We start from the raw sequence: 15,145 nt of genomic DNA on the forward strand, positions 1-15,145 counted from the left end.
AAATCATACAGTAAGCAGGTCATCTGATGACTTAGTGAAAAAAGAAAAAATTTTTATATCATTCATACTACTATAAAATTAGTTCCAATTGAAAGGGTTTGCACAAAAAATATTTAGAAAAAAAAACATGCGTTCCAAAATAATTGGCCCGGCATGCTTTTTTTAGGAATATATGGATCATTTCGGAAAATCTGCAGATTGAAAATACTTTTCTAGAATTGTCTCAACATTTTCCAAATGAACAAGCATATATTTACTCGCTTTTTCATTATCTTGCTCCTTAATTGCTTCATAAATATCTTTATGTTCTTCATAAAGTTGTTCAACCGTTGTTTGTTTAGAAAAGAGCCAAACCCGTCTTGTTTCTTTCATCGTTTCTCCCATTAACCCGGAAACTTGATTCATCAGGCTAAGCAAAAGAGGGTTTTGAGCTGCATCCGCAAGAGCAAAATGAAATTGTAAATCTGCCTTTTCACCTAAGGTCTCATCCCCATTGGCATTTTTCATCTCATCTAGAGCCTTCTCCATCATGGTAAGATTCTGACTTGTTCTTTTTCTAGCTGCCGCTGCAGCAGTACCAACTTCAATAATCTTACGAACCTCTAAAAGTTGTGCGATGTCTTCTTTATTCATTAAAATAGCTGTTGAAAGTGGGAAGATAGTTCGATTTGTTTCAAATTCGTTTACATATGTACCTTCCCCTTGCTTCATTTCAACAAGACCCATCGCTCTTAATGATGTTAATGCTTCGCGAATAGCTGATCTCCCCACTTGGAAGTTTTCCGCCAACTGTTGGACAGAATCAAGTTTCTCACCCGGTTTAACTTGGCCGGATCGAATCATTTCATATATAGCCTCTGCTACTTCTTCATATATTTTTTTTGGTTTAATTTTTTTATATTTCACCCAACCAGCCCCTTACAAGCATTTCGTCTTTCACACACCCTTTATTATACCGTTTTTTCAAAAATCTGTATCTACCATCCCACATCATCCCAAAAAAACAATTTTTACACTATCTTAATATAAAAAATACTATAAATATAAATTTTCAAAAAAAAGATTGTGTTTTTCCCAAATTGTCCCTTATAATTCATTTTAGCACACGATACATCTAATCATCAGATGACCTTGTCACCATTTGTAAGCGGTTGCTCGATTAAAGGAGGGTAGATAGTATTTACTTGGGGGAAAAACAAAAAAAAAAGCTAATTCGGGGGGATTAAGCTATTATGACATTTACTCAAAATTTTACCGCAGTGGGAGATAATCTCGCACTTTCAGCAGTTGTTGCACTAATTCCAATTATTTACTTTTTTTGGGCTTTAGCAGTCAAACGAATGAAGGGCTATCTAGCCGGAATATCTACACTCGCAATAGCCTTAGTAATTGCAATTTTTGCCTATAAAATGCCAGCAGGGATGGCATTTATGTCCGCATCCCAAGGAGCAGTATATGGTATTCTACCAATCGGCTGGATTATTATAACTTCAGTATTTTTATACAAACTTACAGTAAAAACGGGACAATTTGATATTATTCGAACTTCTGTTGTATCCATTACTGAGGACCGCCGTTTACAAGCTCTTTTGGTTGCCTTTTCTTTCGGAGCGTTCCTTGAAGGTGCTGCCGGATTCGGTGCACCAGTAGCAATATCTGCCGCTCTATTAGTAGGTTTAGGTTTCAATCCTTTATACGCTGCCGGGCTTTGCCTTATTGCAAATACTGCACCTGTAGCATTCGGAGCTATTGGAGCACCGATCATTGCCATGGAAGGTCCAACTGGAATTGCAGCTACTGAAATCTCCAAGATGGTAGGCCGTCAATTGCCGTTTCTATCTGTCTTTATCCCGTTCTATTTAGTATTTATTATGGCAGGCTGGAAGAAAACGAAAGAAGTATTGCCCGCCATTTTTGTTTCGGGAATTGCATTTGCTGTTACACAATTCTTTACGTCTAACTTTATGGGACCAGAGCTTCCCGATATCTTATCAGCGTTAGTTTCATTATTCGCACTTGCAATCTTCTTAAAATTCTGGAAGCCAAAAACGATTTTCCGTTTCGCTTCTGAACAAGAGCTTGCTGCAACCTCAACCGCAAAAACTATAAAAACCCAAGATGTTAAACATTCAGGAGGGCAAATTTTCAAAGCTTGGTCCCCTTTCCTATTGTTGACAGGAATCATTACTTTATGGGGTATGCCTACTATTAAACTAGCTTTAACTGGTCATTATGAAGGAGCAAATGCAATCTTAAAAGCTCTTAATATCATCGGACATTCACTAACGTTTATTCCAAATGTCCCACTAATAAATAATAAAATTATCAACACGGCCGGTGCTGCTCTTCCTGCTATTTATAAACTTGAGTTTCTTGGAGCAGCAGGGACTGCAATCTTAATCGCAGCTATCATAACAAAATTCATCGTCGGAATTTCTTGGAAAGATTGGGCAATTACGTTTGGAGAGACACTTAACGAGTTAAAATTTCCAGTTATAACAATTGCTTCTGTTGTTGGTTTTGCTTATGTCACGAATTCCTCTGGTATGAGTACTACTCTTGGAATGACACTTGCAAAAACAGGTTCAACGTTATTTCCGTTTTTCTCACCTTTTCTTGGCTGGCTTGGGGTGTTTATTACTGGTTCTGATACATCTGCAAACTTATTATTCGGTAACCTGCAAAAAATTACAGCAACTTCTGTTGGCATGGATCCAGTGCTTGCCCTTGCAGCTAACTCTTCAGGTGGGGTAACTGGAAAAATGATTTCACCGCAATCTATAGCTGTCGCTTGTGCTGCGGTAGGGTTAGCAGGAAAAGAATCCGATTTATTCCGCTTCACGATTAAACATAGCTTTTTCTTAGTTATTATTGTGGGGATTCTTACCTTCCTACAAAACGGTGTATTGTCTTGGATGATACCTTAATAAAAATATAAAACGAAGGCACATGCTCAAACAGGGCATGTGCCTTTTGTTATGGTTAGTCTTCTAGTCTTTTGTCAAAAATAAGCTATAATAGATAAGGTTCTCATATAAACGAAGGAGTTTTTTTATGAATGTTATTTGTTCCACTTTGAATGCTAAGTTTATTCATACAAACCTAGCGATTCGATATTTAAAGGCTTATGCAGCACCTGAATTTAACATACTAATTAAAGAATATACGATAAAGGATCCCGTCTTAAATATCGTAACAGATCTATATCAATTGAATCCAGAAGTCATTGGATTTAGCTGTTATATCTGGAATATCGAAGAAACCATTAAAGTGGTTAATTTGTTAAAAAAAGTGGATCCATCACTTATTATTGTTCTTGGCGGTCCTGAAGTTACGTATGATACGCGTGAATGGATGGAAAAAATTCCCGAAGTTGACTTTATTGTTATCGGTGAAGGAGAACAAACCTTTAAACAACTTCTAGTTGAAATTGAAAGAAATCATAATTATAACAAGGTACCTGGCATTGCCTTCCGTGATAATGAACAGATAATTATCACTCTCCAAATGAATAAACTGGATCTTAAGGATATACCGTCCCCTTATCGCTTCCCTGAAGATATCGTTCATTTAGGCAAAAGAGTCACCTATATTGAAACTAGTCGAGGTTGTCCATTTAGCTGCCAATTTTGTTTGTCATCGATTGAAGTAGGTGTCCGTTATTTTGATCGTGAAAAAATTAAAGATGATATACGTTATTTAATGGCTCATGGTGCAAAGACGATCAAATTTGTGGACCGAACCTTTAATATTAGCAGGAGCTATGCAATGGAAATGTTCCGTTTCTTGATTGATGAACATCTGCCCGGCACCGTCTTTCAGTTTGAAATTACTGCAGATATTATGCGCCCTGAAGTAATTGAATTTCTAAATCAAGAAGCCCCTAAAGGACTATTCAGATTTGAGATCGGTGTCCAATCAACGAATGACTTTACAAATGAACTTGTGATGCGCAAACAAAATTATTCAAAACTTTCTAGAACTGTTTTAATGGTGAAGGAAGGTAAAAAAATCGATCAGCATCTAGATTTAATTGCTGGTTTACCAGAAGAAGATTATGATTCTTTCCGAAAAACGTTTAATGATGTTTTTGAACTGCGACCTGAAGAACTGCAGTTAGGATTTTTAAAAATGCTCCGGGGAACGGGAGTCCGCCTTCGTGCTGCTGAACACAAATATGTTTATATGGATCATTCTCCCTATGAAATCTTAAGTAATAACGTTCTCTCATTTGATGATATTGTTCGTATCAAGCAGGTGGAAGACGTATTAGAAAAGTACTGGAATGACCATCGCATGGATGCAACTGTTGAATTCTTAATATCCAATGCTTTTCCATCTCCTTTTGATTTTTTCCAACAGTTTGGTTCCCACTGGGAAAAGCAAGGCTGGTCCAGAATTGGTCATCAACTGGAGGATTTATTCCGCAGACTGTATACCTTTTTGGAACACAAGGGCGTTAACGACCTCGATGTCATTGTTGGCCTAATGAAATATGATTATCTCAAGAACCATAAATATAAACCGAGAAAACCTTGGTGGGAAGCTAGTTTTGATAAGGAAAAGCGAACACAAATTTACAAACAAATTTCCGAACACCCATCTATTTTAGGACAATCGTTTGTTGACCTTGGCCTAGAAGAAAAGGAGTTATATAAACATACCATGCTTGAGGAAATTTCCTTTGATTTATCACTGTATCAAGCAACAGGACAGATAAATAAACACCCTTCATGTTTATTAACCTATTTTGACCCTATGAAGGGGAGAACACTTATATTTTCATTTCTTGAGAACTAACAAAGCCGGCATAGCCGGCTTATTTCTTTTTATTGTTTTTCTTCTCTTTCTGTGACACCTGTAGAATATCATACAATTTTGTGCCGTTAACATCGCCAAATTCAATGCTGAATTCTTCAGTAGGAATACGTGGTGGGGTTTTACGGCGGCTTTTCATCAGCTTCTTCCCTTTTTCCCTAATTTAGAATTTCGGTTCTGAAACCTTATTGCATTATTATTATCTGTGAATTCCGCTGAAAATTCACTCTCCTGAACATTTTTATGGGGTGTTTTTGTATATTTTTCTACTGCATCAAACTCCGCTTTACGCTTAGCCATTGAAAATCCTCCCTTAAAAATTTATCTTACTACCATAGTTTTAAACAAATAAAGAGGAATCATTCCTTTCCTTATTTTTCATTAATAAAATTGCATGACTCGAGGAAAATAAGAAAAAACAGGAGTGATGTGAAATGAAAAAATCGAAAAATACTCAGTCGACAGATCAGGTAAGCATGAATGAAACGATGCCACATCAAATAAATTCGCCCAGCTTTGAAGGGACTGGAATTAAGATGGAGCCTCCTTTTGAGAATAAACATGGTGTTATTATTGGCGATAGTATTTATTCCTCTCCTAATTCCCCATTAGAAACCTGGACAAAGGATACGGACCCTTCAATCATGGCTGGCGATGAATGGGTTCACCCTACAAATGATATCGGTTGGAACACATCCGAAAATCGTGAGTTATTAGAAAAGAAAAAGAAACCGCAGGCCTACCCTTTTATGCATCCTACAAAAGATGTTAGTAAAGGTAGCGATTGATGCATATTAAAATTTTGTACACACTCTGGGGTATCTACTCCGGAGTTTTTTAATACCCTCTATACAAACATTGATATAATAAAGATGAGGATTTTTAGGAGGTGCAAACGTTGTTATTACCTGAGTTAGCAGAAAAAATCGTTAAAGAAGTAAGAAAGTTAATCGGAGAAGATATTATTGTTGTTAACATTGACGGGTATATCATTGCAAGTACAGACATCGAAAGAGTCGGAACCTTTCATGAAGGGGCATTGGTCGCCGCTAAAAAAAAGCGAAAGCTAACTATTACTGATGAAGATCAATTAAAATTAATGGGTGTGAAAGCAGGAATTAATTTACCAATCTTCTTTCAACATGATGTTATTGGAGTTATTGGAATCACCGGTGAACCAAATAAAGTCACTCCATTTGGAGAAGTAATCCGAAAAATGACCGAACTCCTTATTAGTGAAAATTATTATGCCGAGCAGTTTGATTGGCACACCCGAGCGGTAGAATCCTTCGTCATGGATTGGGTTCAAGCGAAAGAGTGGACCGACTCTTTTTTAAGTAATGCTAAGCTTTTATCTATAAATATTGAAGTCAAGAGGGTTGTGGTCATTATTGAATTTTTAGAATTAACCTCCCCTCTCTCTAGAGATAGTTGGTCATCCATCTTTAATCGGTTTCAGCAGAATACAAAAGAAGTGGTTGCAAGATCTGGCAATGAGAGGATCGTTTTACTGATAAATTGCTCAAATGGTCGAAGCCGAGCTAGTATTGAAAAGCGGCTAAAGCAATTTTTTCAGTTCTTAACAACAAACTTTGGGATACAAGCGGCTGCTGGAGTTGGGCAAGCATCCGAATCAATAGAAATCAGCAATTCTTATCGACAAGCAGAAAGATCATTGAAAATTGCCAAGTTAAATAACACGATTACCTTTGATGAAGATTTGACCCTTGAAATGATTTCTGAAGACATCAACCCCAAAACCAAAGCTGATTTTGTAATGAGAACAATTGGGCCCCTTCTGAAGGAAAAAGAACTCCTGGAAACTTTAAAGGAATTATTCAAGCAAAACCATTCATTAAAAAATACGTCTAATCAATTACATATACATATTAATACCCTTCATTACCGTTTAAAAAAAGTTGAAGAATTAACACATTTAAAATCAAATAATATCCATGATTTAGTGATCCTCTACCTAGGAATCCTCTTTTTGGATGAACAAACAAAAATTAGAAATAATAAGTGATTTTATTTAGATGTTTATCCATAGCAGGCAGATGCCTGTTTTTTTATACTTTAATTAAGTAAAAAATTTAAAAACAGAGCTAACAAACCTGTAAGCGTATTCAATGAATGGGGGAAACAGAATGCTTTCCAAAGTTGTGAAGGAAAAATTAGTAGCTATTGTTTCGAAGGAAAATTTTGATGATGCCAAAACTGAAAGACTGGTTTATTCCTATGATTCAACACCAAACTTGCAGTCCATGCCCGATGCAGTTGTCAGTCCAAGAAATACAAAGGAAGTCTCTGAAATTGTTAAGGTATGTAATCAATATAAAGTGCCAATTGTTCCCCGAGGTTCGGGAACCAATCTGTGTGGAGGAACGTGCCCGACTGAAGGTGGAGTTGTCATTCTTTTCAAATATATGAACAAAATCCTTGATCTTGATGAAGAAAATTTAACCATTACTGTCCAGCCAGGGGTCATTTTAGTTGATGTGGCGAATGCCGCCTCAGCTAAAGGGCTTTTCTATCCACCAGATCCAGGTTCAATGAAAATTGCCACAATTGGTGGAACTATTAATGAAAACGCTGGCGGATTGCGTGGACTTAAATATGGTGTTACACGTGATTATGTCATCGGTCTTGAGGTCGTCATGCCAAATGGTGATATCATCAAAACAGGAGGGAAACTGGCAAAAGATGTGGCTGGTTATGACCTCACACGTCTAATGGTTGGCTCAGAAGGGACACTTGGTATTATCACTGAAGCTATCTTAAAGCTGATTCCTATGCCAGAAACAAAAAAGACGATGCTTGCCTTATATCAGGACCTGGAAGCTGCGGCCAAAACCGTTTCCAAGATTATTGCTAATAAAATTATTCCTATCACCCTCGAGTTTCTTGACCAGCCTACGATTATGGTAGTTGAAGACTATTCAAAAATCGGCCTGCCTACAGACGCAAAGGCTGTACTATTAATTGAACAAGATGGCTCACCTGAGGTAGTCAACCGTGATATAGAAAAAATTATCGAGGTATGTAGGCAAGAAGGTGCGGTCTCCGTCCAAGTTGCCTCTACTGAGGAAGAGGCACTTGCCTTAGCGGCAGCAAGACGGACCGCTCTTTCAGCTCTGGCACGACTTAAGCCAACCACTGTACTTGAAGATGCTACTGTCCCGAGATCTGAACTAGCGAAAATGGTAAGAGCCATCAATGAAATAGCTGAAAAATACAAGTTGCAAATCTGTACCTTTGGCCATGCTGGTGACGGAAATCTCCATCCAACCTGCCCAACTGATTCAAGAAATCATGAGGAAATGGAACGTGTGGAGATGGCATTTGCTGAAATCTTTGAAAAAGCAGTCGAGTTAGGTGGAACTATTACTGGTGAGCACGGTGTCGGCGTAATGAAAGCTCCCTACCTAGAATTAAAGCTTGGCAAAGAAGGCATTGCTGTTATGAAGGCAATTAAACAGGCATTGGATCCAAATAATATTATGAACCCTGGAAAAGTTTTTGCAAAAGAAGACAGGAAGCGCGTGGTAATAACTAACCAAGGTTCAGCATTTAGAGATGATGACAAAAATCGCGTGGTGGTTACACAATGACAACTGTGAAAGAAAAGGAAATGATCCAGGAACAGTTTAAAGTACGAATGAATGAAGATGAGCTACTAAATTGCATGCGTTGTGGATTTTGTTTACCTGCGTGCCCAACCTATATTGAATCAGGCTATAAAGAATCTCACTCACCTCGAGGAAGAATCGCCTTAATGAAAGCAGTTGTTGATGGACTAATTGAACCGGATGAAGATTTTGAGCGTTCGCTTAACTTATGCCTAGGCTGCGTGGCATGTGAAACAGTTTGCCCATCTGGAGTAAAGTATGGCCATATGCTTGAAGAAGCACGGGATATTGTCAGTCAAAATAAGAAGTACTCATTGCCAACTAGTATTGTGCGAAAAACTGTATTTGAAGGATTGTTTCCACATCCAAATCGAATGAAAAATGTTACAGGGTTAATTGGATTTTACCAACGGTCAGGTTTACAATCTATTGCACGAAAAATTGGATTTTTAGGTATTTTGCCTGAGCATTTAGCATTAATGGAAAAAGTCCTACCAGAAGTAGCAACAGTGAAAGAAATGAAAAATAGGCCAGTACATGTAGAGCCCATTGGAAAACAAACACATCGTGTTGCTTTTTTTAGTGGCTGTTTGATGGATTCAATGTTTATGAAAACAAATGATGCTACCATTAAATTACTTCAATTGGCTGGTTGTGAAATTGTCATTCCAGAGGACCAAACATGCTGTGGTGCCCTGCATGGTCATTATGGTGAAAAAGGTGGTTCTAAGGATCTGGCAAAGAGAAACATCAAAGCCTTTGAAGACTTAAATGTGGATTTTATTATTACAAATGCAGGCGGATGTGGCGCCTTTTTACTTGGTTATGATCACATGCTAAAGAATGATCCTATATGGAGTGAACGAGCCAAGAAATTTACAGAAAAAATCCAAGATGTCTCAGAAATATTAGTTTCTGTTAATTTCCATAAGAGGGTAAGGCTCGAGCTTTCTTCACAGATCATTACTTATCAGGATTCATGCCACTTACGTAATGTTATGAAAACAGCTTCTGCCCCAAGACTGTTGCTCCAGTCTATTAAGGGAGCAGAGTATGTGGAAATGAAAGATGCCGACCGCTGTTGTGGTTCTGCAGGGATATATAATATTATCGAGTCAGAAATGTCGATGAAAATGCTTGATTACAAAATGGAGCAAGCAAAAGACACACAAGCAGCAACTATTGTCACAGCTAACCCAGGCTGCTTATTGCAAATGAAGGTTGGGATAGAAAAAGAAGGACTCTCAAATAAAATGAGAGGCATTCACATCGTTGACCTGTTATTAGAAGCAGTTAAACAATAATAAAAGAGGAGCCGAAGGGCTCTCAGATTGTCGAGAAAGGATATTTTTCTCGGCAATTTTTTATTTTGTCTGTCTCTGAAATGGTCTGTTGATTTCCGCTCCGGGCACTCGCTTTCCGCGGGGAGGTCCGGGAGCCTCCTCGGCGCTTTGGCGCCTGCGGGGTCTCCCGTGACCTCTCTATCCCGCAGGAGTCGAGTGCCCTCCGCTCCAATCAACAGGGAGATAAAACAACCTAAAGTATTGCTACATACTTTTCCTAGATTTGTTATGTGTGCTGCAATCTTTTATATTTTTGAAGGTCGTAGAATACCCCCTTCTTTTATCGACAAGCCAGTGAATTTTTAACTGAAAAAGGCTTTATAAATCCTTCTTATTGACCTCTCCAGTGATTTTTTAACGGAAAATGGTTTTAAAACACCTTTGCCTCGACTCGACTCTTTTGCTTTACTTCATCGCTTATTCTTAATTTTTTTTAATGAGTTGAGGGTCCCTTAAATGAATATTACACTCTGTTGATTGGCGCGGAAGGCACGAAGACTCCTGCGGGAGTACGGGGCTAGGGAGACCCCGCAGAAGCGAAGCGCCGAGGAGGCTCCCCGCCACGCCCGCGGAAAGCGAAGTGCCTGGAGCGCCAATCAACAGACATATCAAAAAACCAACATAATTATATTATAGTTTTTACGACAGTCTGAAAGCCAAATGGCTCTTTTTTATTATTCTATAAAAATTTATATCCAATACCGAAAAACATTACCACTTATAAATTACAAAAATAAATTCATAATACTTATACAGGGAACAAATTCTCTGTATCGAAAATAAGGAGTTGAATAAAATGGCCAATAGCAGTAACAAATTGTTAGTGCCTGGAATTGAACAATATTTGGATCAGGTAAAATACGAAATCGCCCAAGAATTCGGCGTTAATTTAGGGTCTGATACAGTTTCAAGAGCAAACGGATCTGTAGGCGGCGAAATTACAAAACGCCTTGTACAGCAAGCCCAAGCACAACTTTCTGGACAATCCTCACAAAAATAATTTAATAAAAATGGAAAAAAGTCCGGATTAAATCCGGACTTTATTTACTCTTTTGCCTAATTATATTCTCGATGAGGATTTTGGAGATTATGCTCCATATTTTTGCCTCTTACTTTAACTTTATCTTTTTGCTTGTCTCTATGCTTATCTTTTTGCATATCTCTATGCTTTTCTTTTTGCATATCTCTATGCTTTTCTTTTTGCATATCTCTATGCTTATCTTTTTGCTTGTCTTTTTGTTTGCCTTTACTTTGAGGGTCCCCGACTTTTTTGCTGTTCCCCTTTGGACTGTCTTTCTCTTTATGATTTTCGTTTCTAGTTGTTTTTTTATTCTCAGAAGATTTTTCCCTTTGATTATTTTGTTTTTGGTGCTGTGGTTGTTTCTTTTTAAGTTGAGCCTCGTCAGCCTTTTTTTGTTGTCCTTGTGACTTTAATTTTCCATTCAACTTAATTTTTTCGGTTGTCTTTTTATTTTCAGTAATCCCTTTGTTTTGAATAACTTTATGTTCTGATTGCTTTTTGAATTGTCCCGGAGGAATTTTGTCTACTGGATTCTTTAGAACAGCTCTACGCTCTGTTTTTTCCTCTATAGCTTTTGTCTTCGCTTTTTTATTTAATTTCCCCTGGATTTTATTATCCTTGTATTTCCCGGTTGTAATTCCAAGATTATGAGCCTTTTCCATTTCACTTTTAGAACCTTTTAAAACTGTAAGCTCTAGCTTTTCTTTGTTTACTGACTCTTTAATTTCTTCAATGTTGTCTTGAAGCTTTTTTTCAATCTTATCTTCAGATTCTTTGGTCTGTACTGTGGAAATAATAACGTGTTCCTGTGTCTTGAAGAAGCCTTCTTCTTTTATTTCAGCTAAAATAGTTTGAGCTACTTTTGAAACATCCTCCTTCTTCCAGTTATTCAAATGAGAAATAATTTGTTTTCCTTCTTTGTTATAACCAGTTATCTCTACAACCTGCATCTTCTTATTTATACCCAGCTCAATGCTTGGATTTACATCAATAGACATATAGGCATATGCCTTATTATTTTGATATATTGGAAAAAACGAACCAACGAAGATAAATAATGCAGCCATTAGAGCCCAAACTGGTTTTAATTTAAGAATATTTATTACTGCATTATTTTTATTAGTTTTAACAATTTCCAATGGAAAAAAGTGTATCTCTTCACCAATTAGATATGGCTGATTTTGTCTCCTTGCATGCAAAAATTCACCATCAGGGGTTAAAAGCGTAAGGAATGCATCATCAATTTCCATAACAATTCCCTTTTTCATGTTTCAAGCACCCCCTTTATATAATCTTTCATGTAGACATAATCACTAGCTAAAATAAGTGCAATTGCAATAATGTATTTTCTGTTTCGTTCAATTGTCTTTCTGCTGACATCTACCATGGTTTCTAATTGCTTAATTGGAAGACGCTTGTTAGTAAATAACATTTCTTTCAGCTCCTGATTATCCACTAACATTTTGGCTGTTAAAATTGCACTTTTTCGGGCATCGAAGTGCTTTGGTGAATTCTCAACCAAGTCACTAAAATTTAAATCAAAGGAAGTTAATAATTCTTGAAAGTGAATAATCTCATCTTTTCTCAATTGCTCATCATTTTTTTTATTATAATCTTCTAATGAGAGCTCATTAACGATGATTGCTCCTGCTGATTCTTCGTCATTCTTTTCATTGGTTAAGTCAAGACTTAAATGTTGATTTTTGGACTGTTTACGGATATAGTCAATAACTCTTCGTTTGATTATGACTTCGGAAAAACTCAACAAAGAGCTACCGCGCTCAGTTGAATATTTCTCGATCGCCTCGTTAAATGCGATAAGACCAATGCTAAATTCATCATCGGTTTCATAGATATATCGTCTACATACAGAAGACACTGTTTTTGCAATAAATGGCTTATATGAACGGATTATTTCATCCAGTAAATATTGCTCACCTTGTTGAATTAAGAGTACGGTTTCTTCTAAAGTTCGCTTTTTCTTTTTGGCCATAAACAATAAACTTAGCATTTGCTCACCTCTATTCGACCAATTATAACATACGAGTGTAATAATTGAGTCCATGAGTTTTGGCGAATGCTTTTTTCTCTACATAGTTACGTTTCTTCTTAATCAGTTTGTGGGGGTTATGAAAAAAATTTTTTTCCCAATAAAAAACTTCAAACCAGAAAAACCTGATTTGAAGCTTTTTATTAAAAATACTATTCTTTTTTTTGCTTTAAAGACAAGATCGATTGAATCAAAAAACCAATTAGTAATCCAGGAATTAAAAATAACATTGGTAAAAAGATAGGACCGGGATGAATATGAAAAATCGTCACTTTAGGAGATACCATTAACCCCACCGTAACAAAGTAGGCACAAAAGACAAATGGCAAAAACGAGTATTTTTCATTATCCGGCATCACAGAACGATAACCATCCCACATAGAAAACATGTAGACACATGGATAAAACATAAGCCATTGATAGTTAATAACCGCTTCTGCCTGCTCAATTTCACCTAGAAAGCTGTACATAATCGCTGTGTTAAAACGACTATAAACATTTATTATTACCTCTAATGTAACAAACAATATCCCCTTGATATACTGACCCAATAGTAATTGACTAAAACCAGGAAAAGCAATATTCCATAAAACGGCTTCGAGTTTGCTCATTTTTTTCATTATAATCCCGCTTCTCAGGCATATTTTTTGGTAAGCTAAAAAAACACCTCATCTTAGCTTATCCAGTCTATGCTTAAAAATATCGGTAAATAAATATTTTTCCCAACATCTTAATTCTTTTTTAAGATGCGTAAATAGTTTTTTGCAAACCCAACCCAATCTCGATTTTTCTGGAAGTAACTCTTAAAAAGTTGTAGAAATAACGGAAATTTGTCGGAATAGGGATACCAATGTATTTCACTTTTTTTTCGACCGTTATCTTCAACAATTGCTTTTTCGTGGCAAAAAATTCTTAAGCCAGCATCTCCATGGTATCTTCCAATGCCACTATGTTTAGTCCCACCAAAAGGCAGACCATGATTTGCAATACTAATGATTGCGTCATTAATAACAACCGCACCTGATACAAGCTTCGAGGCTACCCTTCTTGCTTTTTCTTTATCATTTGTCCACACGCTGGCATTTAATCCGTAAACTGTATCATTTGCGAGACCTATCGCTTCTTCTTCATTATCAAAAGGCAAGACGGGAAGAAGTGGTCCAAAAGATTCCTCCTGAATAATTTTCATTTGATGGTTTACATTTGTTACGACAGTTAATGGTATATACATTCCGTTTGCCCACCTCTCAGGTGGGAGCCCTGTTTCTAGTCGTGCGCCTTTACTTAAAGCATCTTCGAGCTGTTCTTTAACGATTTGTAATTGTGCCGGGAACGTCATCGAACCAACATCCGCATTTTGATCATTTCCCTGTTTAAGATTCTTGATTTCTTTTTTTAATAAGGCAAGGAACTGTGGAAAGATTGTTTTTTCAACATATAGCCGTTCTGCACTCATACATACCTGACCGCTGTTGGTAAATGCTGCCCATGCCGCTCCTTTTGCGGCTCTTTCTAAATGAGCGTCAGCAAACACAATCATCGGGTCCTTACCGCCAAGCTCAAGCGTTGTCGGAATTAGGTCCTGCGCAGCAACCTGCTGAATAATTTTTCCGGTACTAACGGACCCTGTAAAAAAGATATAATCCGGTTTTCCATTTGTAAATGCTGCCCCTACCTCTTTCCCGCCATGGGCTACTTGTACGACCCCCTCTGGTAAGCCTGCTTTCTCAAAAAGTTCCTCAATACATTTTCCAACTAGGGGAGTTACTTCCGATGGTTTTAGAATTACCGTATTTCCTGCCGCCAAAGCGCTAATCATGGGGACCATCGCAAGTTGCATTGGATAATTCCAAGGGGAAATAATTAACACAACACCTCTTGGCATATATTCAATAAACGATTTTTTACCAATCAATAATAGGGGGGTTCTTACTTTTTGGCGTCGAAGATGTTTTTTACCATGCTTAACGGTATGATCAATGGCGTCAAGGGTTGGCATAATATCAGCAACCAGTGCTTCCGTGACTACTTTGCCACTGTCCTCCGCAATAATTTTTGCTATTTCTTCCATCTGTTCAACGATGATTTCTTTAAGCCTCAAAAGGTAGCTCGCTCGGTCTGAAAAAGTCAGATTACTCCACTGCTGAAAAGCCCCTTTTCCCTTTTGATAAAAGCTATCAACTTTACCAATCGGTGTTTCCGCAATTTCTCCGATTAGTTTTCCTGTTGCGGGGGCTATCACCGTTAGTTTTTCTTGAATTGCAGCAATAAGTCGTCACCCCTT

Annotated in this window: 14 protein-coding genes; 7 read left to right on the plus strand and 7 right to left on the minus strand. The window is 37.4% G+C overall.

Going from position 1 to position 15,145, the window contains the following annotated elements:
- Positions 1 to 177 precede the first annotated feature (177 nt).
- Positions 178 to 906: a FadR/GntR family transcriptional regulator gene (locus tag BDR01S_RS03955; RefSeq protein WP_066252374.1), complete on the minus strand. Its 729-nt coding sequence runs from the start codon at positions 904 to 906 to the stop codon at positions 178 to 180.
- 326 nt (positions 907 to 1,232) lie between these two features.
- Here BDR01S_RS03955 and BDR01S_RS03960 point away from each other — a divergent pair, with 326 nt between their 5' ends.
- Together BDR01S_RS03960 and BDR01S_RS03965 are read left to right on the plus strand one after the other, a co-directional pair.
- Complete coding sequence (locus BDR01S_RS03960; protein WP_066252373.1) at positions 1,233 to 2,927, plus strand: L-lactate permease; 1,695 nt, start codon at positions 1,233 to 1,235, stop codon at positions 2,925 to 2,927.
- Positions 2,928 to 3,054: 127 nt separating this feature from the next.
- Positions 3,055 to 4,800 (plus strand): B12-binding domain-containing radical SAM protein, encoded by a 1,746-nt coding sequence (locus tag BDR01S_RS03965; RefSeq protein WP_066252370.1) that lies wholly within the window; start codon positions 3,055 to 3,057, stop codon positions 4,798 to 4,800.
- Positions 4,801 to 4,819: 19 nt separating this feature from the next.
- Here the strand turns inward: BDR01S_RS03965 and ykzE are convergent, their stop codons facing one another.
- Both ykzE and ykzP read right to left on the minus strand, forming a co-directional pair.
- On the minus strand, positions 4,820 to 4,957 hold the full coding sequence (gene ykzE / locus BDR01S_RS25660; RefSeq protein ID WP_168242602.1) for a protein YkzE: 138 nt from the start codon (positions 4,955 to 4,957) through the stop codon (positions 4,820 to 4,822).
- Positions 4,957 to 5,118, minus strand: a complete 162-nt coding sequence (gene ykzP / locus BDR01S_RS25665; RefSeq protein WP_166257651.1) for a protein YkzP — start codon at positions 5,116 to 5,118, stop codon at positions 4,957 to 4,959. The genes ykzE and ykzP overlap by 1 nt, the downstream gene beginning before the upstream one ends.
- Positions 5,119 to 5,252: 134 nt before the next feature.
- Between ykzP and BDR01S_RS03970 the strand changes: the two genes are divergently transcribed.
- The 5 genes from BDR01S_RS03970 (at position 5,253) to BDR01S_RS03990 (ending at position 10,790) form a co-directional block, all read left to right on the plus strand.
- Positions 5,253 to 5,606: a DUF3905 domain-containing protein gene (locus BDR01S_RS03970; protein ID WP_066252368.1), complete on the plus strand. Its 354-nt coding sequence runs from the start codon at positions 5,253 to 5,255 to the stop codon at positions 5,604 to 5,606.
- 110 nt (positions 5,607 to 5,716) lie between these two features.
- Entirely contained in the window at positions 5,717 to 6,844 is a 1,128-nt protein-coding gene (locus tag BDR01S_RS03975) for a CdaR family transcriptional regulator (RefSeq protein WP_066252367.1), read from the plus strand.
- A 121-nt stretch (positions 6,845 to 6,965) separates the two neighbouring features.
- Positions 6,966 to 8,429 carry a glycolate oxidase subunit GlcD gene (gene glcD, locus BDR01S_RS03980; protein ID WP_066252366.1) on the plus strand — a complete coding sequence of 488 codons (1,464 nt, stop codon included), beginning with the start codon at positions 6,966 to 6,968 and terminating at the stop codon, positions 8,427 to 8,429.
- On the plus strand, positions 8,426 to 9,751 hold the full coding sequence (locus BDR01S_RS03985) for a (Fe-S)-binding protein (protein ID WP_066252364.1): 1,326 nt from the start codon (positions 8,426 to 8,428) through the stop codon (positions 9,749 to 9,751). The genes glcD and BDR01S_RS03985 overlap by 4 nt, the downstream gene beginning before the upstream one ends.
- An 835-nt stretch (positions 9,752 to 10,586) precedes the next feature.
- Positions 10,587 to 10,790: an alpha/beta-type small acid-soluble spore protein gene (locus BDR01S_RS03990; RefSeq protein WP_066252362.1), complete on the plus strand. Its 204-nt coding sequence runs from the start codon at positions 10,587 to 10,589 to the stop codon at positions 10,788 to 10,790.
- A gap of 56 nt (positions 10,791 to 10,846) precedes the next feature.
- Here the strand turns inward: BDR01S_RS03990 and BDR01S_RS03995 are convergent, their stop codons facing one another.
- From BDR01S_RS03995 to BDR01S_RS04010, 4 genes are all read right to left on the minus strand, one after another.
- Positions 10,847 to 12,079: an anti-sigma factor domain-containing protein gene (locus BDR01S_RS03995; RefSeq protein WP_066252361.1), complete on the minus strand. Its 1,233-nt coding sequence runs from the start codon at positions 12,077 to 12,079 to the stop codon at positions 10,847 to 10,849.
- Positions 12,076 to 12,822 carry an RNA polymerase sigma factor SigI gene (gene sigI / locus BDR01S_RS04000; protein WP_066252360.1) on the minus strand — a complete coding sequence of 249 codons (747 nt, stop codon included), beginning with the start codon at positions 12,820 to 12,822 and terminating at the stop codon, positions 12,076 to 12,078. Before sigI ends, BDR01S_RS03995 begins: the two co-directional genes overlap by 4 nt.
- 191 nt (positions 12,823 to 13,013) lie before the next feature.
- Positions 13,014 to 13,481: a hypothetical protein gene (locus BDR01S_RS04005; protein WP_066252358.1), complete on the minus strand. Its 468-nt coding sequence runs from the start codon at positions 13,479 to 13,481 to the stop codon at positions 13,014 to 13,016.
- 110 nt (positions 13,482 to 13,591) lie between these two features.
- A complete protein-coding gene (locus tag BDR01S_RS04010) occupies positions 13,592 to 15,130 on the minus strand; it encodes an aldehyde dehydrogenase family protein (protein ID WP_066252356.1) in 1,539 nt (512 codons plus the stop codon).
- Positions 15,131 to 15,145 lie beyond the last annotated feature (15 nt).

The organism is Neobacillus drentensis NBRC 102427 (assembly GCF_001591445.1).
In the GTDB taxonomy this organism is placed as follows: Bacteria; Bacillota; Bacilli; order Bacillales; family Cytobacillaceae; genus Neobacillus; species Neobacillus drentensis.